The sequence below is a fragment of the Gordonia sp. ABSL11-1 genome, from assembly GCF_030315685.1.
Classification (GTDB): Bacteria; Actinomycetota; Actinomycetes; order Mycobacteriales; family Mycobacteriaceae; genus Gordonia.
In genome coordinates this window covers 125,825-147,536 of record NZ_JASXSI010000009.1, presented here as the reverse complement: position 1 = coordinate 147,536, position 21,712 = coordinate 125,825, and the positions used below count along the sequence as shown (strand labels likewise).

Annotated in this window: 20 protein-coding genes; 3 read left to right on the top strand and 17 right to left on the bottom strand. The window is 67.3% G+C overall.

What is annotated here, in order from left to right; translation table 11 throughout:
• Positions 1-111: 111 nt before the first annotated feature.
• Positions 112-1,077 carry a non-homologous end joining protein Ku gene (ku, locus tag QSJ19_RS12395; RefSeq protein ID WP_286320759.1) on the bottom strand — a complete coding sequence of 322 codons (966 nt, stop codon included), beginning with the start codon at positions 1,075-1,077 and terminating at the stop codon, positions 112-114.
• A 60-nt stretch (positions 1,078-1,137) separates the two neighbouring features.
• Here ku and QSJ19_RS12390 point away from each other — a divergent pair, with 60 nt between their 5' ends.
• Both QSJ19_RS12390 and QSJ19_RS12385 read left to right on the top strand, forming a co-directional pair.
• Positions 1,138-3,534 carry an ATP-dependent DNA ligase gene (locus tag QSJ19_RS12390; RefSeq protein ID WP_286320757.1) on the top strand — a complete coding sequence of 799 codons (2,397 nt, stop codon included), beginning with the start codon at positions 1,138-1,140 and terminating at the stop codon, positions 3,532-3,534.
• Positions 3,535-3,549: 15 nt separating this feature from the next.
• Entirely contained in the window at positions 3,550-4,305 is a 756-nt protein-coding gene (locus tag QSJ19_RS12385) for a dienelactone hydrolase family protein (protein WP_286320755.1), read from the top strand.
• 659 nt (positions 4,306-4,964) lie between these two features.
• Here the strand turns inward: QSJ19_RS12385 and QSJ19_RS12380 are convergent.
• Genes QSJ19_RS12380 through QSJ19_RS12370 form a run of 3 tightly spaced genes read right to left on the bottom strand, consistent with a single transcriptional unit; the run spans position 4,965 to position 6,059 of the window.
• A complete protein-coding gene (locus QSJ19_RS12380; RefSeq protein WP_286320753.1) occupies positions 4,965-5,624 on the bottom strand; it encodes an SMP-30/gluconolactonase/LRE family protein in 660 nt (219 codons plus the stop codon).
• Positions 5,618-5,830, bottom strand: coding sequence for a hypothetical protein (locus QSJ19_RS12375; RefSeq protein ID WP_286320750.1), 213 nt, complete (start codon positions 5,828-5,830; stop codon positions 5,618-5,620). The genes QSJ19_RS12380 and QSJ19_RS12375 overlap by 7 nt, the downstream gene beginning before the upstream one ends.
• A 40-nt stretch (positions 5,831-5,870) precedes the next feature.
• Positions 5,871-6,059 (bottom strand): hypothetical protein, encoded by a 189-nt coding sequence (locus QSJ19_RS12370; RefSeq protein WP_286320748.1) that lies wholly within the window; start codon positions 6,057-6,059, stop codon positions 5,871-5,873.
• Positions 6,060-6,274: 215 nt separating this feature from the next.
• On the opposite strand from QSJ19_RS12370, the gene QSJ19_RS12365 reads away from it, so the two are divergent.
• Positions 6,275-7,033: a metallophosphoesterase gene (locus QSJ19_RS12365; protein ID WP_286320747.1), complete on the top strand. Its 759-nt coding sequence runs from the start codon at positions 6,275-6,277 to the stop codon at positions 7,031-7,033.
• Between the two features lie 91 nt (positions 7,034-7,124).
• Here the strand turns inward: QSJ19_RS12365 and QSJ19_RS12360 are convergent, their stop codons facing one another.
• The 13 genes from QSJ19_RS12360 to QSJ19_RS12300 all read right to left on the bottom strand — a co-directional run bounded on the left by QSJ19_RS12360 (position 7,125) and on the right by QSJ19_RS12300 (position 21,641).
• Positions 7,125-9,380: a SulP family inorganic anion transporter gene (locus QSJ19_RS12360; RefSeq protein WP_286320746.1), complete on the bottom strand. Its 2,256-nt coding sequence runs from the start codon at positions 9,378-9,380 to the stop codon at positions 7,125-7,127.
• Between the two features lie 172 nt (positions 9,381-9,552).
• Positions 9,553-10,539, bottom strand: coding sequence for a YdcF family protein (locus tag QSJ19_RS12355; protein ID WP_286320829.1), 987 nt, complete (start codon positions 10,537-10,539; stop codon positions 9,553-9,555).
• A 158-nt stretch (positions 10,540-10,697) separates the two neighbouring features.
• The gene (locus QSJ19_RS12350; RefSeq protein WP_286320744.1) at positions 10,698-11,492 is read right to left on the bottom strand and encodes an SDR family NAD(P)-dependent oxidoreductase; all 795 of its coding nucleotides are present in this window, start codon (positions 11,490-11,492) and stop codon (positions 10,698-10,700) included.
• Positions 11,493-11,621: 129 nt separating this feature from the next.
• Positions 11,622-12,050, bottom strand: a complete 429-nt coding sequence (locus QSJ19_RS12345) for a DoxX family protein (RefSeq protein WP_286320742.1) — start codon at positions 12,048-12,050, stop codon at positions 11,622-11,624.
• A gap of 190 nt (positions 12,051-12,240) precedes the next feature.
• Entirely contained in the window at positions 12,241-13,752 is a 1,512-nt protein-coding gene (locus tag QSJ19_RS12340) for an NAD(P)(+) transhydrogenase (Re/Si-specific) subunit beta (protein WP_286320741.1), read from the bottom strand.
• Complete coding sequence (locus tag QSJ19_RS12335; protein WP_187590262.1) at positions 13,749-14,054, bottom strand: NAD(P) transhydrogenase subunit alpha part 2; 306 nt, start codon at positions 14,052-14,054, stop codon at positions 13,749-13,751. The genes QSJ19_RS12340 and QSJ19_RS12335 overlap by 4 nt, the downstream gene beginning before the upstream one ends.
• Positions 14,054-15,139 (bottom strand): Re/Si-specific NAD(P)(+) transhydrogenase subunit alpha, encoded by a 1,086-nt coding sequence (locus QSJ19_RS12330; protein ID WP_286320740.1) that lies wholly within the window; start codon positions 15,137-15,139, stop codon positions 14,054-14,056. The genes QSJ19_RS12335 and QSJ19_RS12330 overlap by 1 nt, the downstream gene beginning before the upstream one ends.
• A 261-nt stretch (positions 15,140-15,400) precedes the next feature.
• Positions 15,401-17,035, bottom strand: coding sequence for a molybdopterin-dependent oxidoreductase (locus QSJ19_RS12325; RefSeq protein ID WP_286320738.1), 1,635 nt, complete (start codon positions 17,033-17,035; stop codon positions 15,401-15,403).
• A gap of 17 nt (positions 17,036-17,052) precedes the next feature.
• Positions 17,053-18,528: an FAD-binding protein gene (locus QSJ19_RS12320; protein WP_286320736.1), complete on the bottom strand. Its 1,476-nt coding sequence runs from the start codon at positions 18,526-18,528 to the stop codon at positions 17,053-17,055.
• Between the two features lie 33 nt (positions 18,529-18,561).
• Entirely contained in the window at positions 18,562-20,898 is a 2,337-nt protein-coding gene (locus QSJ19_RS12315) for a heavy metal translocating P-type ATPase (protein WP_286320735.1), read from the bottom strand.
• 4 nt (positions 20,899-20,902) lie between these two features.
• A complete protein-coding gene (locus tag QSJ19_RS12310) occupies positions 20,903-21,046 on the bottom strand; it encodes a hypothetical protein (RefSeq protein ID WP_286320734.1) in 144 nt (47 codons plus the stop codon).
• Positions 21,043-21,246, bottom strand: coding sequence for a heavy-metal-associated domain-containing protein (locus tag QSJ19_RS12305; RefSeq protein ID WP_286320732.1), 204 nt, complete (start codon positions 21,244-21,246; stop codon positions 21,043-21,045). Before QSJ19_RS12305 ends, QSJ19_RS12310 begins: the two co-directional genes overlap by 4 nt.
• Positions 21,247-21,347: 101 nt before the next feature.
• Positions 21,348-21,641 (bottom strand): metal-sensitive transcriptional regulator, encoded by a 294-nt coding sequence (locus QSJ19_RS12300; protein WP_187589791.1) that lies wholly within the window; start codon positions 21,639-21,641, stop codon positions 21,348-21,350.
• Positions 21,642-21,712: the final 71 nt, after the last annotated feature.

Sequence of the window (21,712 nt, the reverse complement as noted above, 5' to 3'; positions counted from 1 at the left end):
CGGCGGTCCCTTCGGTGTTGCGTTCGCCGGCCGTCACAGTTGCAGCAACAGCGAGCCACCGCGTCAACTATTGACGGCCCGAGGCGCTGTGACCGCAGCTGTATCCGACCCTCACGCCGACTTCTTCGCCGCAGCCTTCTTCGCCGGGGCCTTCTTGGCCGTCGTCTTCTTCGCAGCGGCCTTCTTGGCGGCTGCCTTCTTCGCGGGCGCCTTCTTGGCAGCGGCCTTCTTCGCCGGCGCCTTCTTCGCGGTGGACTTCCCGTCGTCGTCGGACGAGGACGATGATGATGACGAACCGCCGGAGTCCTTGTCCTTCACCGAGGCTCGGAGCGCGGCGAGCAGGTCAGCGACCTCGGAGTCGTCGTCCTCGGGCTCGTCCTCGCCCTCCGGGAAGGCCTCGGTGCCCTCCGCCTTCGCCGCCACCAGTTTCGTGAGCTCGTTCTGGTAGCGGTCCTCGAACTCGGCAGGGTCGAAGTCCTTGGCCATGGTCTCGATCAGCGACGCTGCCATCTCGAGTTCCTGCGGGCGGATCTCGGGTTCGTCGCCGAGGAAGTCGAAGTCGGCGGCGCGCACCTCGTCCGGCCACAGCAGCGTCTGTAACGTCATCACGCCGTCGACGACACGCAACGCCGCCAACCGGGTCCGGTTGCGGAGAGTGAAGTTCGCGATCGCCAGCCGGTCGGTCTTCTGCAGCGCCTGCGCCAACAGCGCGTAGGCCTTCGGCGACTTCGACGCGGGCTCCAGGTAATACGGCTTGTCGAAGTAGATCGGGTCGACCTGCTCGGTCGGCACGAACTCCAGGATGGAGATCTCCGGGCTCTTCTGCACCGGCAGCGTCGCCAGATCCTCCTTGGTCAGGATCACCGTCTCGCCGGCGTCCGTCTCATAGGCGTTCGCTATGTCGGAGTAGTCGACCTCGGTGTCGGTCCCCTCGCGGACGCGCCGATAGCGAATTCGGGTACCGTCCTTGGAATCGACCTGGTAGGACTTCCGGTCGTGGCTTTCCGTGGCCGAATAGACCTTGACCGGCACGTTGACCAGGCCAAAGCTCAGATCGCCCTTCCAGATCGAGCGCATGGTGTTCATTGTGCCACCGGAACCGGCAAACCTCGGGGCACAACGTGGACAATGGTCGACATGGCCGCTGGTGACAGTCTCGACGTCGACGGTCGTCGCATCCCGATCACCAACCTCGAGAAGATCTTGTATCCGGCGACCGGCACCCGGAAGTACGAGGTCATCGACTACTACACGCGCATCGCCCCGGTGATGCTGCCGCACCTGGCCGGGCGCCCGGTGACGCGGAAGCGGTGGCCCAACGGTGTCGACTCGATGCCGTTCTTCGAGAAGGATCTGCCCTCCTCGGCGCCCGACTGGCTGGAGCGTTTCGGAGAGCAGCACAGCAAGCGGGTCATCACCTATCCACTCGCGACGTCGAGGGCCGACCTGGTCTGGTTCGGACAGATGGCCGCCCTGGAACTGCACACGCCGCAGTGGCGTGTGCCGCGCACCGACGGCACGCCGCCCAAGGCGGACCGGCTCGTCCTCGATCTCGACCCCGGGCCCGGGGTTGCGCTCTCGCAGTGCGCCGAGGTGGCACTGATGATCCGCGACATGCTGGAGGCGGCCGGCCTGACCGCGTATCCGGTCAGCAGCGGCGGGAAAGGTCTGCACCTGTATGCCCGGTTCGAGCGGCCGGTCGCACCCGACTCGGCCCGGACGGTCGCCAAACAGATCGCGACGAGCCTCGCGGCGTCGCACCCGGACTCGATCACCGCGACCATGTCGAAGTCGCTGCGCGAGGGCAAGGTGTTCATCGACTGGAGTCAGAACAGCGGATCGAAGACGACGCTGGCGCCGTACTCGATGCGGGGGCGCGAGGAGCCGTGGGTCGCCGCGCCGCGCAGCTGGGATGAGCTGACCGACCCGGGCATCCGGCAACTGCTGTTCCACGAGGTGCTCGACCGCGTGTCCTCCGACGGTGACCTTCTCGGCGACCTCGACGCGCCTCACGATGCGGACGCCGATCCCGACGACAGCGATCCTGCTCCGCAGGCCGACGTCATCGACACGGCCCACTCCGACGACCCTCCCGACCCGGTACAGGCGAGCGCCGTCGTCAGTCTGCGCGAGTACCGACGCAAGCGAGACGCCGACAAGACGCCGGAGCCGTTCGGCGACGACGCTTTTCACCAGCAGCGGGACACCGAGGAGTCGTCGGCGCCCATCTTCGTCATCCAAGAGCATCACGCCCGACGCCTGCACTACGACTTCCGGCTCGAACACGACGGTGTCCTCGTGTCGTGGGCGATCCCGAAGAACCTGCCCGACGATCCGGGTCAGAACCGGCTCGCCGTGCACACCGAGGACCATCCGATGGACTACGCCGACTTCGAAGGCGACATCCCGCACGGCGAGTACGGCGGTGGGCACGTGGAGATCTGGGACCGCGGGACATACGAGACGGAGAAGTGGCGGCCCGACGAGGTGATCGTCCGGTTGTACGGGGAACGGGTGCAGGGCCGCTACGCGCTGATCAAGACCGGTGACAAGAACTGGCTGGCGCACCTGATGAGCGACGAACCGCGCCCGATCCTGCCCGACAGTCTGCGCGATCCGCGACCGATGCTGGCGACCGACGAGTCCATCGAGAAGCTCGACGGGCACGACTGGGCGTTCGAGGGCAAATGGGACGGCTACCGGATCCTGTTGCGCTACATCGACGGTAACTTCCGCCTGACATCACGCTCGGGCATCGACATGACCGCCGACTTTCCCGAACTCCGCACCCTCGCCGATGATCTCGGTCTGATCGACGTCGTCCTCGACGGCGAGGTGGTGGCGCTCGACGCGAGCGGACGCACCAACTTCACCCTGCTGGCGGCACGCAACAACACCGACGACCTCACCGTGAAGCTGTATCTCTTCGACATCCTCTACCTGAACGGGACGTCGCTGCTGCGCCGGCCGTGGTCGCAGCGTCGAGAACTGTTGGAGGAGTTGGCACCGGCTTTCGCCCGCTCCCCGTACGCGGAGGTGCCGCCGCTCCTCGACGGACCCGGACGCGCCGCGGTCGAGCACAGTCGCGAGCAGGGATACGAGGGTGTCGTCGCCAAGCGGCGGTCGTCGACCTATCAGCAGGGCCGACGAACGACCCAGTGGCTCAAGCACAAGAACTGGAGTGACATCGAGGTCGTCGTCGGAGGATACCGGCCGGGACGTGGGAACCGTTCGCACACCATCGGTTCTCTGCTACTCGGCCTTCCCGAGGACACCGGACTGCGGTACATCGGACGGGTCGGGACCGGCTTCTCCGACGCGCAACTGCGTTCGCTCGCCGCCGAACTCGAACCCCTGCAGATCAAGACCTGCCCGTTCGTCGACAGACTCGACCGGCCGGTCGCGTCCAACGCGGTGTGGGTGCTGCCGAAGATCGTCGGCGAGGTCCGGTTCATGGACTGGACCACGACGGGCCATCTGCGCCACCCGAGTTGGCGCGGAATCCGCCGTGACAAACTTCCCGGCGACCTCTGACCCGAAGGGAATCCCGTGACCCACCAGATGATCAGCATCGCCGCACCGGGCGGCACCGCGGAGGCCTACCTCACCCGGCCCGACGACGCCGGCGGGCCGCTCCCCGGCGTGCTGTTCCTCATCGACGCCATCGGATTGCGCCCCCGGACCACGGAGATGGCCGACCGGATCGCCTCGTGGGGATATGTGGTGCTGGCGCCGAACCTCTTCTACCGCAACGGCACCGCCGCCGATCTCGAACCCACCGTGGATCTCACCGAGCCGGATGCCCGTACTGCGTTCTTCGCGGAGGCGATGCCGCGCGTCCACGGACTCACCGACGACCTCGCGACGGACGACCTGTCGGTCTACCTGGACACGCTTCGCGGTCTCGACGGCGTATCCGACGGCGACGTCGGCGCGACGGGCTACTGCATGGGTGGCCGCCTCGCCCTGCTGGCCGCAGCGACACGTTCTGATGTCGTCGGCGCGATCGGCATGTTCCATACCGGCGGACTGGTGACCGACACCCCGTCCAGCCCTCACCTACGGCTGCCGCAGGTTCGTGCCGACATCCTGGCGATCCATGCCGACGAGGACCACTCCCTGCCGCCCGAGTCGGTGGCCGCGTTCGAGCACGCGCTGACGTCCAGCGGCGTCACCCATTCGGCGTCGGTGTTCGGCGGCGCGCACCACGGCTACACCATGTCTGACACCGCGGTGTTCCATCCGGAGGCGACGGAACGACATTTCGAGGACCTGCGGGCGTTGTTCACCCGCAGGTTGAGCTGAGTGAATCGACCGCGCGCGAATCCACCGCGTTCGCCGACAGGAGCCGCCGCGATCTGATTCATTGGCTATCGACGGAGGCGGTGGACGAACGGAAGCAGGTACAGCGTGAACCGACACCTCGGCATGGGACTGCTGGCAGCAGGCCTGCTCGTCGCCACACCGGTGTTCGCCGCGTGCGGAACCGAGAACGAAGCGAGCGGCCCGTCTGGGAACGGGATCGTCGGGGACCACCTCGCATGTCCTGCACTCGGCCGAGGCCGCGCGGCCGGCGCCCGGACCTCGTGCGGTCCCGCAGAAGGGCACCCCGACCACACCCGAACAGGCCGGCGGGTCGGGCGCTGTCCGCGCACAGCTGGTCTACCTGTGTTCCGTCGGGGACGCGGACGCGACGTTCTGCACCGAATCCGGCCTGGCCGTTCCGCCCGACCCCGAGGCGTCGACAAGCGACCCGGCACAGCTGCGCGACCTGTGTTCACGCGGCCAGGCGGCCGACGCACTCTGTGGCGCAGCTGGATTCAGCATGCCCGTCGCCTCGATCGGCAGCGGCCCGGCCGACAGTGAGTTCACTCGACTGCGCTCAGACGGGACCATCGATACATCGACATGTCGAGACGCCGGATACTGACCCGGCGTCGAGGACCCACGACCTGTCAGCAGGATCAGGACTCCCGCGGCACGGGCGCGTCGACGACGAGGACGCGCGCCGATCGGCGTGCCTGCACCTCGACCATCTGGTCGACACCACCGAACTCGTTGCACAACAGCAGGAGTTGTCGGCCCCCGGCGCCGCCGAGCGCGCAGGAGAAGCACGGCAGCTCGGTCTTCACACGATGAGTGATCTCGCCGCCCTCGAGAACGCGGACGCAGGCGCCGCCAGGCGCCGCAGGATCGCCGGTGTGTGCTGCGGTGTCCGCGGTCTGGGCCCAGATGCCGCCGTCCGCGTCGATGCAGATCCCGTCCGGACCGAGCCCCTCGGCCCAGATCCGACGTCCGGTGAGCGACCCGTCGTCGGCGATGTCGAAGGCGGTGAGACGCCCACCCATCGATTCCGAGATCACCAGGGTCGTCCCGTCGGGGGTGATCACCATGCCGTTCGGGAAGTCGATGTCACCGGCGACCTGACGATGGCGGCCGTCGGGCTCGACGATGCTGATCCAGCCGGGGACCGGCGCACCACCGCCGACGAAGTCGAAGTCGGCGCCGTTGACGTAGATGTAACCCTGCGGCGCGACGACGATCTCGTTCCCGCCGCGACCACTCCGGACGGTGGGCGCCGCGTCCGGCACGTGGACGCTGACGTCCGGTCCGGTCGTCAGCAACTGTCCGGTCGGCGACCACTCGATCGACCATCCCGTGGCGGCGGCGGACCGGTGGCCACCACCTCCGCGACGCCGTCGGTGTCGACCGCGATCACCTCGCCGGTCCCCCAGTCGGCGAACCACCACCGGCCGTCGTGCCACCGCGCCGATTCGACCATCGACCGCCCGCGCAGCAGGACCGTCGGCTCCGGGAGTTGCTCGATCATCGGTTCCGCCTGTCGTCGTGAGGTGCTGCTGCGAAGACTGTCAGAGTCCCTGACGCTGCCGCTGCTGGGCAACGAATCTGGTGGTCATCCGCCGCATCACGGTCGGTGCGACGCGGGCGAAGCGCCACGCCGCCCGAGCCTGCGCGGGTACGACGAGCAGCGCCTTGTCACGTTCGACGGCGACCAATGCCTCCGCGGCGAGCCGGTCGGCGCCGTAGGCGGTGCGCACCCCCTGCCCGGACAGATAGAAGGTCCGGCCGTCGAATCCGCCGGCCCCCTCGCCGTCGTCGTGTCATCCGCTGACGGTCGCACCCGCGAGGAGAGGGTGTCACTACTGTCGTCACGGCGCCACCGCGGTGTGGACGGCGGCATGTCGCGGGCCTCATCGAGCCGAGCGCGGCCTGCTTGGCTAGCCTCAGGTGAGTCAGTGATCAAGGAGCCTGTGTGTTCGTCGTCGCCCACATCAGCGACCTGCATTTCAACGGCACGCGGTACAACCGCCGCCGGATCGAGGCAACGCTGGACTACATCCATGCCCGCGCGAAGGGCATCGATGTACTACTGGTGACCGGTGACATCACCGACGAGGGCAGCGAGTCGGAGTACCGGGAGGCGCACGGCGTTCTCTACAGCCCGTTGCCGATGCTGATCACCGCCGGTAATCACGACCATCGCGAACGGTTCACCGCGGGCCTGCTCGGCGCGCAGAGCAGCGCCCCGGTCAACAGCGCCGAGATCATCAACGGGGTGCTGTTCGTCGTGTGCGACAGTTCGATCCCCGACCGCAACGACGGCCACCTGACCGACGAGACGCTCGCCTGGGCGTCTGAGCAGATCGTCGCCGCCGGACCGCGGACACCGGTCATCATGGCGTTTCATCATCCGCCGGTCGTGCTGGAGATGCCGTTCATGGACACCATCCGTCAGACCGGCGAGGACCGACTCGCCTCGCTCGTCGTCGAGCATCCGAACATCGTCGGATTCGTCTGCGGTCATGCCCACACCCCGGCAGTCACGTCGTTCGCCGGCCGTCCCCTCGCCATCGCACCCGGCGTCGCGTCGACCCTCAACCTGCCGTTCGAGGGCAGCGAGGTCATCAACCGCGGTCAGCCGCCGGGCATCGCGTTCCACGTTCTGCATGGCCTCGACGACGGCCCCGACGCCTGGCGGCTGATCTCACACTTCCGTTCGGTGATGTTCTGAGGCGGGTGGTCTCGATACGCACCCCACCGCTGATCGAGTAGCTCCCGAGCCGCCAGGCGAGGCAGCGTATCGAGATCTCCGACGGCCGCCCCTATTCCACCAGGACCTCCGCCTCGACACCGCGGCCGACGCCGGCCGGCCGCACATCCGTACCGGTGACCTCGAAGACCCGCGCGGTCGGGATGTCGAAGAACAGCCCCACGATGCGCAGACGTCCTTCTGCCGACGCCTTGCCGACCAACGGATGCCGGCTCAACGTCTCGACCTGCTTGGCGACGTTGACGATGCCCAGCTGATCGACGTCACCGAAACCGAGGTCGGCGGCGGCCCGGCCTGCGGGGTGGCCCAGCTGGTAGGCCACGAGGCTCGGGACCGCGTGCGCGAGCCAGCGCCGGACCGGGCTCGCCGACGTGCCGCTCTCGTCGATCGCCTCGTCGGCGAGTATCGCGTTCATCGCGCCGCAGGACGAATGTCCGCACACCACAACCGAACTGACACCCAGCTCCTCGATCGCGAACTCGAGGGAGGCCTCGACCGACATGTCGTCGGCGGACTCCGGCGGCACCAGATTGCCGACGTTGCGCACGGTGAAGAGGTCACCCGGCCCGCTCGAGGTGATGATGTTGGGCATCAATCGCGAATCCGCACAGGTCAGGAACAACGAGTCCGGGTCCTGCGAGTGCGTGACGTCACTCGTGGTGGCGCGCAATGTCTCCGCATGGTCGCGGTGGTACTCGCTGACGCCTCCCATGATCGCGCGCAGGGTCGCGGGAGTGTCGTCGGGGACCCCCTCGGCCTCGGATCGTCGGCTGCGCCACGGGGTCAGGCCGATGGCGGTCATCGAGTGTCGGCGCGGCGGCGCCTTGGGTGCGTCCTCGATCCGCGCCTTGCCACGTTCCAGGATGACGACGGAACCACCGTTCGCCTCATGTGCGCGCACCCAGTCCTCGATCATCTCCGACGCCGCGTGATCCAGGAAGTCGGTGTCGAGCTCGAGGGTCACATGAGCGGCCGCGGGCACCGCGCCCAACGCCTTGTTCAGCTTCGGCAGCGACAGGAAACTCAACGAGCCGCGCACCCGCACCAACCACTGGCGCGAGCCCTCGGTGCCGAACGGTTCGGAGACGAACTCGGCGCGTACGACACGCCAGACCACCAGTGCGACAGCCAATGCCAGACCGATCCCGACGCCTTCGAGCAGGTTGAGGAAGACGACCGACAGCACCGTCACCGCGTACACCCACAGATCACCGGTGCGCAGTGCGGTCTTCATGTGTGCCATCTTCACGAGTTGGATACCGATGACCACCAGGAGGCCGGCAAGAGCCGCGGTCGGGATCTGCTCGACGAGTCCGGTCAGGACGACGGCGAACACGAGGACCCAGACACCGTGCAGGACAGCCGACATACGTGTGCGTGCACCCGTGTTGACGTTCGTGGTGCTGCGCACGATCACGCCGGTGACCGGCAGACCGCCGAGCAGTCCGGAGGTGATGTTGGCACTGCCCTGACCGAGCAGCTCGCGGTTGAAATCGCTGCGCGGACCGTCGTGCATCTTGTCGACGGCGACCGCCGACAACAGCGACTCGACGCTGGCGATCAGCGCCACGGTCAGCACACCCAGGAAGACCGCTCCCCAGTTGCCGGTCGGCAGCTCGGGCAGTGCGATCGCGTCGAAGAAATTACCGTCCAGAGTGATCCGCTCGATGTTCATCCCGAACACGATCGAGATCAGGGTCGCGGCGACGATGGCGACGAGTGGGCCGGGCACCTTACGGGCCGAGGCGGGCAGTTTCGGCCACGACAACATGATCGCGACGACGAGACCGCCGATCAACGCGCTGGTCCAGTCCAGCGACATGAGCTGGCTGGGCAGGCCGGACACGTTCTCCCAGGCGGTACTCCCCGATTCACCGCCGAGCAGGACGTGGATCTGCTGGAGTGCGATGGTGATGCCGATGCCGGCGAGCATGGCGTGCACGACCACGGGCGCGATCGCGAGGGCGGCCCCGGCTATTCGGCTGATACCGAACAGGATCTGGAGTACCCCGGCCGCGACGGTGATCGCGCAGGTCACCTGCCAGCCGAAGTTCGCGACCAGTTCGGCGACCACCACCGTCAGGCCGGCCGCCGGGCCGGACACCTGCAGCGGACTACCGCCGACGAGACCGGCGACGATACCGCCGACGACCGCGGCGATGAGTCCCGCCATGACCGGGGCGTCCGAGGCGATCGCGATCCCCAGGGAGAGCGGCAATGCGACCAGGAACACGACCAGCGATGCCGGCAAGTCGTATCTGAGGTTGGAACGCACTTCGTGTAAAGAGGGCATTTCCGACACATTCATGGGTACGAACGTACCGATCCGGTGTTAAGCAGATGCTGCGCGAGACCTTCGAAATCTGTGAGAAACCGCAATTGCCGCGGACACGAGTGGGTCAGGTCACCGCCGCAGATGAACTTCCGGTAAAGAGATTCGCGTGCACTGGTTTTGCCGTTGCCGCTCCCGTAGCGTTCACTCAGTTTGCCGCGGACGATCCTGTGCCCAGAAGAGTTTCGAGCAGCTTGCTGCCGAACTCCACGATCAGCCCCGGTCCGGTGTCGGGCAGGTCCTGCGGCAGCGGCAGCCCCAGTTGACGCGTGGCCGGGATCTTCGCCGTCCGGGTCGCCTCGAGCCGAATCCCCTTCTGCTGATCTCGAATCAGAGGTTTGGAGTACTTCGCGAGATCGGTCTCGGTGGTCACCGTCGCCACGGTCTTCAGTCCCACCGCTGCGAAATCCGCTGCACCACGGCGGATGTGGTTCGGTGACGTGACCAGCACGATGTTGCTGATCCCCTGCCCACGCAAGATCTCGGCGGTGTTCTGCGCATTGGCCACCGTCGACCCCGACCTGCTCTCCTCGGTGACACGGGCGGCGTCGATCCCGTTCGACACCAACCACTTCTTCATCGCAGCGGCCTCGGTGATACCGGCCTTCGGCACCCCACCGGTGACGACGATGGGCAGCGTGGTCGTCGTCTCGGCCTGCGACTTGCCGGCGCTCACGCGTTTGACGAGTTCAGGCGCCATCGTGCCGTCACGATTGAGCCCATAACCGAGGACGACGATCGCCGCGCGCCCCGCCACCGTCTTCGGAGAGGTGTCCGGTACGATCTGCGCGGCCGCGTTGACGCCGTCGATGATGTTCCGCGCTGCTGTGGCCAGTGCGGGATTCACCCCACCGAGTCGATTCAGAGCGGCGCGGCTGGTCGCCGCGTCGTCGGCCTGCTCCGACCAGATCGCCTGTAGCGCGAGGGCATCCGGGTCCACGGGGATGATGGCCAGCGCCTGCTTGATGGCCTCGAGGCCACCGGCGACATCGCCCGCCGCGAACTTCTGCTGCGCGGAGTTGTACAGCGTGGCCGGATCGACCGCGGTCGCCACGGTGGTCACGTGCGGCTCGGCGACAACGGGCATCGCGCCGATCGCGACTCCACCGATACCGGCGCACGCGATCACCGCCATCGCAGTGGCACGACGACGATTCGCTCTGGTCACATTTGTCACTTGCGTAACAGTAGGGTGCGTGCGCAACGCCTGGGCACCTGTGTCGTGACAGATCGGTAACGACCGAAACGGGCTGCGACACCCGCCTCACCTGGTTGCGGGATCGTCGCGCACCGTCACGGCAGGATCGAATCGACATAACCTCCGTCGACGCGCACCGCCCCACCCGTTGTCGCCGAAGCGAAGTCGGAGCTGAGATAGACGACGAGGTTCGCGATCTCGTCGGGTTCGATCAACCGCTGGATGAGCGACTGTGGACGGTGCCGACGCATGAACTCGCGCTGCGCTTCATCCCACGGGAGTGCGCGATCGACGAGCTGGTACACGAAGTCCTCCACACCCCCGGTGTGCGTCGGTCCCGCGATCACCGAGTTCACCGTGACGCCCGTACCCACGGCCTGCTTGGCGAATCCGCGCGACACCGCCAGCAGTGCGGTCTTGGACGTCCCGTAGTGGATCATCTCCTCTGGGATGACGACCGCCGAGTCGCTCGCGATGTTCAGCACGCGCCCTGCGCTCCGTTCGACCATGCCGGGTAGATAGGTGCGGATCAGCCGGACCGCACTGAGCACGTTCACCTCGAAGAACCGCCGCCACTCGTCGTCGTCGATCTCCAGGGCGGGCACCGCCTCGAAGATCCCGAGGTTGTTCACCAGGATGTCCACCGCCGGTAGGTTCTCCACCAGCGCATCGACACCGGCGCTCGTGCTGACGTCAGCCGGTGCGGCCACCAGGTCGGCATTCTCGACATCGGCGGAGATCTGCGAGATCGCCTGGGCCACCGATTCTTCCGACCGTCCGTTGATCGCCACCCGCGCGCCGGCGGCGGCGAGCCCGGTGGCGATCGCAGCTCCGATGCCCTGCGTCGAACCGGTGACCAGAGCGACCTTCCCGGTGAGATCGATCAGCATCGTCGAACTCCTCCACACTCGTCCAGCACTGTCCTCCGCCACCCTAGCCACCACCGCGGTCGGCGACCACCAGACGCCGAGATGCCGCCGACGGGGGTATCCGTCAGCGGCACGTCGGGGCCGGTGAGATCATCGGCGCAGACCGACCACCTTGAGCAGTTCCGGGCGACGCAGCACCAGGCCGACCCACATCAGCACACCGAAGTAGACGGCGAACAGCGTCGTGCTGATCAGTGGCGACTCGACCCGCATGTTGGCGGTGACGGCACCGCCGAGATAGGCGGTGATGCCGAGCGCGCCGAGCACCGCGGTGCGCGGGATCGCGTACACGACAAGGCAGATGAGCAACACTGTGCCCATCACGTAGGCCTGCTCGATGGGGAATCCCAGCTTCGCGGTGCCCTCGATGACGGCCTCGGGCCGGGTCAGTTTGCCGACGACGTCGAAGGCCAGGAAGGCGCCGACGACGACGCTGATGACGACTCCGGCGATGTGCCGCACGCTGCGGGTGGCGGTGGTGCTGCGGTCGGTGGACGGGGTGGCGGTTGCGGTGACCATGACGAGCTCCTCTGTTCCGGGATGGTGGTGTGGTGTTGTGCTGGGATAGACACCACCGCGTCGGAGAACTCATCGGTCGCCGTCGACACCGTTCTCATCCACCCCGAAAAGGTCAATCCACCTTGTTGTGAACCAAGGTGGATTGACCACGTGCGGGTATCTGTCGTGACACCCGGGGAGCCGCAGTCCGTTACAGGGCTTTGAGTTCCTCGATGACGCTGTCGACGCTCTTCTTGGCGTCGCCGAAGAGCATGCTGGTGCCGTCGCCGTAGAACAGCGGGTTCTCGATGCCGGCGTAGCCGGAGCTCATCGAGCGTTTGAGCACGATGACCGAGCGGGCCTCGTCGACGTTGAGGATCGGCATGCCGTGGATCGGGCTGCTCGGGTCGTTACGGGCGGCCGGGTTGGTGACGTCGTTGGCGCCGATGACGATCGCGACGTCGGTGCGGTTGAACTCACCGTTGATGTCGTCCATCTCCTTCATCGCGTCGTAGGCGACGTCGGCCTCGGCCAGCAACACGTTCATGTGTCCGGGCATCCGGCCGGCGACCGGGTGGATCGCGTACTTGACCTCGACGCCCTTGCCCTCGAGCAACGCCGCCATCTCCTTGACCGCATGCTGGGCCTGCGCGACGGCCAACCCGTAGCCGGGCACCACGATCACCTGATTGGCATACGCCATCTGGATCGCGGCATCGGCAGCCGAGGTCGCCTTGACCGTGCCGGCGGCCGCCCCCGGACCACCGGCGGCGGCGTCGTCGCCACCTCCGAAGGAACCGAACACGATCGCCGGGATCGACCGGTTCATCGCCTTGGCCATCAGGTTGGTCAGGATCGAACCCGATGCGCCGACGATCATGCCGGCCACGATCATCGCCTGATTGTTCAGCGCCAGACCCGCCGCTGCAGCCGACAGACCGGTCAGCGCGTTGAGCAGCGAGATGACCACCGGCATGTCCGCGCCACCGATCGGGAACACCACGAACAGTCCCATCACCCCGGCGGCCACCAGCAGGAGCACGATCCAGAACCACGGGGTGGTCTCGGACGAATCGGCCGAGACGCCGATGATGATCGCGACCACGACCGCCACCACGGCGAGCACGATGTTGGCGAACTGGAACAGCTTGGCGTTGGAGACGAACGTCTTCTCCAAGCCCTTGGGCATGATCTCCTGCAGCTTGGCGAACGCCACCAGCGAACCCCAGAACGACACCGATCCGATGATCGCGGCGAACAGTGAGCCGACGATGACGTGCACATCCGGGGTCTCGGCGACCGCGGTGAACCCGTCGGTCTCGATGTACTCCGCCCACGCGATCAGCGCGACGGTACCGCCACCGACCCCGTTGAACAGCGCCACCAATTGCGGCATCGCGGTCATCTTCGTCTTCAGCGCCGGCGGGATACCCAGCACCACACCGAGCAACAGACCGACGACGATCAACACCCAGTTGATCGACGGCACCCCGGCATCACCGGCGTTGTTGTACACCCCGAGCAGGGTCGCAACGATCGCGATACCCATACCGGCCGCGGCGATCCAGTTGCCCCGCACCGCGGTCTTCGGCCCGGTCAGCCCCATCAGGCCGTAGATGAACAGCGAGAACGCCACGATGTAGAGCACGGTCACGCCGTAACCGAGGCCCTCGGACACCTGACCGGCCGAATCAGCCGCCACATGAAGCACAGACGTAGTCACTTGGCGGCCTCTTTCTTACCCTTGAACATACCCAGCATGCGGTCGGTCACCGCGAAACCACCGACTACATTGAGCGTTCCGAACACCAACGCGACGAACGCGATGATCCGCACACCCCAATTCGCATCTGCCGGCAACGAACCCAACACCACCAGCGCACCGAGCACGACGATGCCGTGAATGGCATTGGTGCCCGACATCAACGGCGTGTGCAACGTGTTGGGCACCTTCGAGATCACCGCGAAACCCACGAACCCGGCCAACACCAGGATCGCCACATTCGCCAACAGCTCGTTGTACATCAGGCCACCACCTCTTTGTCACGGGTGACACACGCCCCGGCGAGCACCTCATCGTCGAAATCCGGTGTGAAACCACCGTTGTCGTCGAGCATCAACTCCAGCAACGCCGACAGGTTCTTCGAATACAACTCGCTGGCATGCTCAGGCATCGTGGCCGGCAGATTCAGCGGCGAGGAGATCGTGACGTCGTGTTTGACCACGGTCTGTCCCGGCTCGGTCAACTCGCAGTTGCCTCCCGTCTCCCCGGCCAGATCGACCACCACGCTGCCGGCCTTCATCCCCTCGACCGCCGCCGCGGTCACCAACCGCGGCGCCGGACGCCCGGGCACCAACGCCGTCGTGATGACCACGTCGAAACCCTTGATCGCGTCCTCGAGCGCCTGCTGCTGCTGCGCGCGCTCGTCGTCGGTGAGCTCGCGGGCATACCCGCCCTCACCGGCCGCGTCGATCCCCAGATCCAGCCACTGCGCACCGACCGACCGCACCTGCTCGGCCACCTCCGGGCGCACGTCATAACCAGTCGTACGACCACCCAGACGCTTGGCCGTGGCCAACGCCTGCAAACCGGCCACCCCGACTCCGAGCACCAACACCGTCGCCGGCTTCACCGTGCCGGCCGCCGTGGTCATCATCGGGAAATACCGTGTCGACAGATCCGCCGCCACGATCACCGACTTGTAGCCCGACACATTCGCCTGCGAACTGAGCGCATCCATCACCTGCGCGCGGGAGATACGCGGGATCGCCTCCACCGCGTACGCCTCGACACCGGCAGCCTTGAGCGCACCGATCTGATTGTCGGCATTGCGCGGCGCCAGAAAGCCGATCAGCTTCTGCCCGCTGCGCAACTTGCCGATCTCGGCGTCCGACGGCGGCGCCACCCGCACCACCACATCCGCCGAATACGGATCGCCGATCGTGGCGCCGGCATCCACATAGTGCTCGTCCGGGATCAAGGCCTCCAGACCGGCACCCGACTCCACGACGACCGGGACACCCTTCCCGACCAGCGAACCCACCACTTTCGGGACCAACGCCACCCGACGCTCTCCCTGGGCGGATTCGCGCACGACACCCACACTCATAGTTCTCACCCTTAGTTCATGGTCAGGTACGCACCTGGCAGACCGGACCCAGCGGTCGCCTTCCATCGCAGTCGGATCGCGGTGCGATGGGCCGGAACGGTGCATTGTCATCCGGCTCACAAAAAACGTGCGACGAACATAGCATGACCTCATCTGCCAGGGTCGATGCAGTCAGATTGCTCACTTATCCCTTGACGGAACAAGTTCCACCAAGAACAGACACTTGTCCAGTCTGGTGTCCAGGGATCCGCTTCGTTCGGTTCAGGTGATGGCGTACGTGCGGGCGTCCAGACCGGTTGCACCGTCGGGCACGGGCGACGCGTACTCCTCCACCTGCGCCCGACCGTCGGCGTCGACCGCGCGGCAGGCGACCGTGTGCTCGCCGGGGGTCGCCGACCAGGTGAAGCGCCAGTGGCGCCACGTGTCGGTGGAGTACTGCGCGGCGAGGTCAGCCGGTAGCCAGGGGCCGTCGTCGATGCGGACGTCGACCGCGCGTACGCCGGTGTGCTGCGCCCAGGCGGTCCCGGCGATCACGACATCGCCGCGCGGGTGCTCGGAACGGGAGTCCGGGCGATCGATCCGCGAGGCGAGTTTGATCGGGCCGAGCGCCGACCATCCGCGTGAGGTCCAGTAGGCCCGCGCCTTCGAGAACTGCGTCAGCTCCCAGTCGACGACCCACTTCGTCGCGGACACGTAGCCGTAGAGTCCGGGGATCACCTGCCGGACCGGGTAGCCGTGTTCGAGGGGGAGCGGCTCCCCGTTCATCCCGACCACCAGGAGCGCATCGCGTCCGTCGGTCACCGCGGAGACCGGTGTGCCGCAGGTCCAGCCGTCAGAGCTGGTGGACAACAGCATGTCTGCCTGAGGACGGACGCCCGCCCGCTCGAGCAACGTCGACATCGGCACGCCCAACCAGCGTGCGTTCCCGATCAGATCGCCGCCGACCTCGTTCGACACGCAGGTCAGGGTGACGATCCGTTCGGTCATCGGCATCGCGAGGAGCTCGTCCCAGCCGATGCGGATCTCGTTGTCGACCATGCCGTGGATGCGCAGTGACCAGTCGGCGGTCGTCAGGTTGGGCACCTGCAGCGCGGTGTCGATGCGGTAGAAGTCCGCATTGGAGGTGACGAACGGGGTGGCGCCGGGCACCGCGATGTCGGCCGACGGCGGCACCGGCGGCGCGGGCGAACGTGGCGGCGGGAGAACGAGTTTCGTGCGGTCGGCGACGGTACGGGCGGTGTCGGCGAGGATGCGGCGACCCATCACACCGACGACGACGGCGAGCGCGGCCACCCCTCCCGCGGTCAGCACGAAACGTCGGCCGACGACCGGTCCGGTGTCGGCGGCGTCGTCGGGGGTGGCTGTGGTGGCGGCGGAGCCGGCCGGCACCGCGTCGGATGTCGATGCCGAACCGGGCAGCATTCCGAGTAGCACCTTGAGGACGACGATCGCGATCAGCGCGGTACCCACCGAGGGAAGGGCGTACGTCCACACCGCGTCCGGACGACCGAGCGCCGCCACCGCACCGACCAGCCCGAAGAGTCCGATGACCACCGTTCCCGCCGGAGGCCATCGACGTTGCGCGACCCCACAGGCGGCGGCGAGCGCCACGATCAGAAAGGTCATCCCGGTGAACAGGGCCACCTTGTCGGACGTTCCGAACGTGTTGATCGCGAACTCGCGGACCGCTGTCGGACTGTGGTCGACGACGGCGGACCCGACGGCGACGTACGGCGAAGCGTTCGGATCGACGGTCACCGCGAGCAACTCCCCACCCGCGAGCCCGGCGCCGACAGCGACCACACCGGCTATCGTCGCCGGCCAGAGACCGGAGGATGCAGGCGAGGTCGAGGTCACACTCCTTGATACCTCGGTTTCGGCCCGGGCGGTCGGCATCGTCCGCTCGGTGAAGGTCAGGCGGGCGCTGCCTCCGACGACCGCTGCGCGGCGTGCCGACCGGCCCGCCGGCCGAAGTACGACCCCTCGCCGAGCTGCGTGCCGCTCGCGTATCCCTTGCCGTCCTGCGCGATGTTGGCTGCACAGGCACCGGCGGCGTAGAGCCCGACGATCGGCGTGCCGTCGGCGTCGAGGACCTCCGCGTCCACCGACGTCGCCATCCCGCCCATGGTGAAGCACGAGTACATCGCCTTGCCGAGGCTGAGGTCGAAGGCGCCCCACGGACCGTTGTCCTGCGGAGCGAGGAACTCGGCCGACTTGTGGAAGTCGGGATCCTCACCGCGGGCGGCGTTCTCGTTGTAGTCGGCGAGGGTCTTCTGCAGGCGTCCCTCGGGGATACCGAGCGCGGATTCCATCTCCTCGACCGTCTCCCAGCCGTCGATCAGATTGATCAGCGGCACCTCGGGACGGTGCATGTGCGCCTCGTCGACGATCAGGAACGCGGCCGAATCCGGTTGATCCATCACGAATCCCGATGTCCGCGAGTGATACGAGTCCTCCGCGACGAACCGGTCGCCGTTGTTGTTCACGACAATGCCGGTGAGCAGGAGGCTGGGCGGGTAGATCGGCGCGGTCACGAACGCCTGGTCCATGTGCTTGAGCGCGGCGCCGACCGACTCACCCAGCCGGATGCCGAGGCCGTCGTCGTAGGTGCTGCCCAGGGTGAACGGTTTCTCGGCGACGTGCGGCACGTGGCGCGCGACCATCTCCTCGTTCATCACGAAGCCACCGGCCGCGATGATGACCGACTTCGCGCGGACGACCCCCTGCTCGCCCGGTGTGCGCCAGGCAGCACCGACGACATGGCCGGACTCGTCGACGACGAGTTGTCGGGCGCCGGTCTCGTAGCGGATCTCGGCGCCGAGCTCGGTGAGTCGTTTGACGAGCAGGTCCACCACCATGGATGCACCACCGGTGTCGCCCGGCACAGGCACCTTGTGTCCACGCGGGGCCGGGACGGCCATGTTCTTGAACGGCCACACCTTCTCGTTGCCGGTGAACATCAGCCCCTGGGTCTGCGGCTGGATGACCGCCTTCTCCGGGTAGAAGCTGCGCTCGAAACTGAACCCGAGGGACTCGAGCCAGTCGAAGTGGTCGACGCTGTCGACGCAGTAGGCGTGGATCTTCTCCGGCTCCGGCTCGCGGGAGACCGCGGTGATGTACTTCTCCATCTCCTCGGCGCTGTCCGGATGCCCGGTCGCCTCCTGCACGGCGGTGCCACCGCCGAGATAGAAGTGTCCGCCCGCCATACAGCTGGTACCGCCGGCGGCCGCCGCGCGCTCGAGGACCAGCACCGAGGCGCCGGCCGTCGCGGCCTCGACCGCGGCACTCCCGCCGGCCACACCACACCCGATGACCAGCACGTCGATCTCGTCGGAGAACGACTCCACGGTGTCCAGAGCGATGGTGTCCGGGATCTCAGTTCCTGCCATGGTCACAGGGTAGACGATCGACTAGAACATGTTCTAGTTCCGGGCACGTCCGCGCCGATGCGGGCGGAACCGGCGCAGCCGCAGGCTGTTGGCGACGACGAACACCGACGACAACGCCATCGCGGCGCCGGCGAGCATCGGGTTGAGCAGGCCTGCCGCAGCCACCGGGATCGCGGCCACGTTGTACGCGAACGCCCAGAACAGATTGCCCTTGATGGTGCCGAGGGTGCGCCGGGCGAGCCGGATCGCGTCGACGACAGCCCACAGGTCGCCGCTCACGACGGTGAGATCACTCGCCTCGATCGCGACGTCGGTGCCCGTGCCCATCGCGATCCCGAGATCGGCCGTGGCCAGCGCTCCCGCGTCGTTCACGCCGTCGCCGGCCATGGCCACCGAATGGCCCTGCGCCCGGAGTTCGGCGATCGCGTCGACCTTTCCCGACGGGGTGACGCCCGAGATGACGGTGTCGATGCCGACGGCTCGTGCGACGTGCTCGGCCGCTCCGGCGTTGTCGCCGGTCAGCAGGACCGGCGTCAGGCCCATACGTCGCAGCTCCGCGATCGCCGCACGTGACGTCGGCTTCACGCGGTCACCGACCGCGACGACACCGACCGGGTGGCCGTCGAACGAGACGACGACCGCGGTCGCACCGTTTGCCTGCGCCGTGCGCACTGCGTCCGAAAGCTTTTCGGGCAGTGCAGTATCGAGTCGCCCGGGGTTCGTCACCTCCACGCGGACATCGCCGACTGTTCCGACGACACCCGTGGCGTCGACGGCCCGGAACCCCTGGACCGCGGGCGCAGTCGAGCCGTATCGCGCGCGGGCTCCCTGGACGATCGCCGCCCCGATCGGATGTTCCGAGGCCTCCTCGACCGCAGCGGCATACGTGAGAACCGTGTCCTCGTCCGGACTCTCGCCGACGACGGTGACCGAGTCCAAGGTCATCTCGCCGGTCGTGACGGTTCCGGTCTTGTCTAGGACGATGGTGTCGACGCGGCGCGTCGACTCCAGGACCTCGGGCCCCTTCAGCAGGATCCCGAGTTGGGCTCCGCGACCGGTGCCGACCATCAGCGCTGTCGGCGTCGCCAGGCCGAGCGCGCACGGGCACGCGATGATCAGCACGGCGACCGCGGCGGTGAACGCGAACGTGATGCTCCCGGCGCCGAGCAGATCCGGCCCGCTCGCGCTGCTCCCGGCGCCGAGCAGATCCGGCCCGCTCGCGCTGCTCCCGGCGCCGAGCCAGAACCCCAGCGTCGCAACGGCGATGGTGATGACGCCGGGCACGAAGAACGCCGAGATCCGATCCGCCAGACGTTGTGCCTGCGCCTTGCCGGCCTGCGCGTCGGCGACCATCGTCGCCATCTGCGCGAGCGCCGTGTCGGCGCCCACCCGCCCCGCTCGGACGACCAGCCGTCCGCTCGTGTTGACGGTGGCGCCGATGACGTCGTCGCCCTCGGTGACCTCCACCGGCATCGACTCACCGGTGATCATCGACGCGTCGACCGCCGAGGCCCCGCTGACGACGACGCCGTCCGTGGCGATCTTCTCACCCGGACGGACGACGAACTCGTCGCCGACGGCGAGCTCCCCCACCGGGATTCGTCGCTCACGACCGTCGACGAGAACCGCGACGTCCTTGGCGCCCATCTCGAGCAGGGCACGCAGAGCGTCACCCGCGCGCCGCTTGGCGCGCTTCTCGAAGTACCGGCCGGCCAGCAGGAACGTGGTCACGCCCGCAGCCGCCTCGAGGTAGATCATCGAGGCACCCTCGCCGCGCGAGGCGATGAGGTCGAATCCGTGGCGCATGCCGGGTTCGCCTGCGGTGCCGAAGAACAACGCATACAACGACCAGCCGAACGCGGCGAGTGTTCCGACGGACACCAGGGTGTCCATCGTCGTCGAACCGTGCCGCAGGTTCACCCACGCAGCGCGATGGAACGGATAGGCACCCCACACCACGACGGGAGCGGCCAGCGTCAGCGACATCCACTGCCAGTAGGTGAACTGCAGGGCGGGCGCCATGGCCATCAGCACGACAGGAACGGTGAGCACCGCGGACACGACGAGACGCTGACGCAGGGCGTCGAGCTCGCGATCGGCGCGGTCGCCCGTCGTGGGGCCGGCCGCGTCGTCGGCGGACGGCTCAGCGGCGCCCGGCACCCGGGTGGCATCGTAGCCGGCACCCCGCACGACCGCGATGAGGTCGTCGGCGCCGAGTCCGGACGGATACTCGACGTGGGCCTGCTCGGTCGCGTAGTTGACCGACGCATTCACCCCGTCGAGTTTGTTGAGTTTGCGTTCGATCCGGTTGGCGCACGACGCGCAGGTCATGCCGTCGATGTCGAAGTCGATCCGTTCGACACTGGTCATCGATTCACTCCGTGTGCTGCTGATGGACCGGCAGTTGCTGCGGTGGCTCACCGATCCCGGGGTCCACCGCGCGCCCGATCCCGAAGGCGATGCCGAACACCGCCACCATCGCGATCAGGAAGCCGCCGATCCGGTAGGTCGGCCTCATGCCAGTGCGTAGCCTGCCTCGGCCACGGCGGCCTCGACCTCGCTGCGGTCGAGTTCGCGATCGCTGGTGATCTCCACCGCGCCGCTGTCGAGGGCGACGTCCACCTGCACGACACCGCTGATGCCGGCGACCTCTTCACGGACCGATGCGACGCAGTGGCCGCAGGTCATCCCGGTGACGGTGTAGGTCGTGGTGGTCATGGCTTCCTCCTTGAGGTTCGTGGTCTGCGATCACCCGACTGGACAGCTCTGACGGTGCCGTCGAAAAGTTCTGTCGGACAATGTATTTTGTGGTTACTTGATCAGGACTTCACGAGTCGGGCGATGGCCTGCATCGCCTCGTCGACCTTCTCCCGGCCGGCGGAGTCGCTCTCCTGTGCGGCGTGTACGACACAGTGGTTCATGTGCTCCTCGAGCAGGCCCAGGCCGACGGCCTGCAGGGCCTTGGTCATCGCGGAGACCTGGGTGAGAATGTCGATGCAATAGGCCTCGTCGTCGACCATCCGCTGTAAACCGCGGGCCTGACCCTCGATCCGCCGGAGCCGGCGCAGATAGTCGTCCTTGCGGCCGATGTAGCCGTGTTGCGCATGCTCCATGTCGCAGATCCTCCGTGTACCCCTGGCGTCGTGGTCAATACCCCCTCCAGGTATACCAGTCTCGTGCAGAT

Excerpts from the sequence above, each read along its gene's own strand:
- ku (WP_286320759.1), bottom strand. The coding sequence starts at position 1,077 with ATGCGCTCGATCTGGAAGGGCGATCTGAGCTTTGGCCTGGTCAACGTG.
- QSJ19_RS12390 (WP_286320757.1), top strand. The coding sequence starts at position 1,138 with ATGGCCGCTGGTGACAGTCTCGACGTCGACGGTCGTCGCATCCCGATC.
- QSJ19_RS12375 (WP_286320750.1), bottom strand. The coding sequence starts at position 5,830 with ATGATCGAGCAACTCCCGGAGCCGACGGTCCTGCTGCGCGGGCGGTCG.
- QSJ19_RS12360 (WP_286320746.1), bottom strand. The coding sequence starts at position 9,380 with ATGAATGTGTCGGAAATGCCCTCTTTACACGAAGTGCGTTCCAACCTC.
- QSJ19_RS12355 (WP_286320829.1), bottom strand. The coding sequence starts at position 10,539 with ATGGCGGTGATCGCGTGCGCCGGTATCGGTGGAGTCGCGATCGGCGCG.
- QSJ19_RS12350 (WP_286320744.1), bottom strand. The coding sequence starts at position 11,492 with ATGCTGATCGATCTCACCGGGAAGGTCGCTCTGGTCACCGGTTCGACG.
- QSJ19_RS12345 (WP_286320742.1), bottom strand. The coding sequence starts at position 12,050 with ATGGTCACCGCAACCGCCACCCCGTCCACCGACCGCAGCACCACCGCC.
- QSJ19_RS12335 (WP_187590262.1), bottom strand. The coding sequence starts at position 14,054 with ATGTACAACGAGCTGTTGGCGAATGTGGCGATCCTGGTGTTGGCCGGG.
- QSJ19_RS12330 (WP_286320740.1), bottom strand. The coding sequence starts at position 15,139 with ATGAGTGTGGGTGTCGTGCGCGAATCCGCCCAGGGAGAGCGTCGGGTG.
- QSJ19_RS12325 (WP_286320738.1), bottom strand. The coding sequence starts at position 17,035 with ATGCCGACCGCCCGGGCCGAAACCGAGGTATCAAGGAGTGTGACCTCG.
- QSJ19_RS12320 (WP_286320736.1), bottom strand. The coding sequence starts at position 18,528 with ATGGCAGGAACTGAGATCCCGGACACCATCGCTCTGGACACCGTGGAG.
- QSJ19_RS12315 (WP_286320735.1), bottom strand. The coding sequence starts at position 20,898 with ATGACCAGTGTCGAACGGATCGACTTCGACATCGACGGCATGACCTGC.
- QSJ19_RS12310 (WP_286320734.1), bottom strand. The coding sequence starts at position 21,046 with ATGAGGCCGACCTACCGGATCGGCGGCTTCCTGATCGCGATGGTGGCG.
- QSJ19_RS12305 (WP_286320732.1), bottom strand. The coding sequence starts at position 21,246 with ATGACCACCACGACCTACACCGTCACCGGGATGACCTGCGGCCACTGC.
- QSJ19_RS12300 (WP_187589791.1), bottom strand. The coding sequence starts at position 21,641 with ATGGAGCATGCGCAACACGGCTACATCGGCCGCAAGGACGACTATCTG.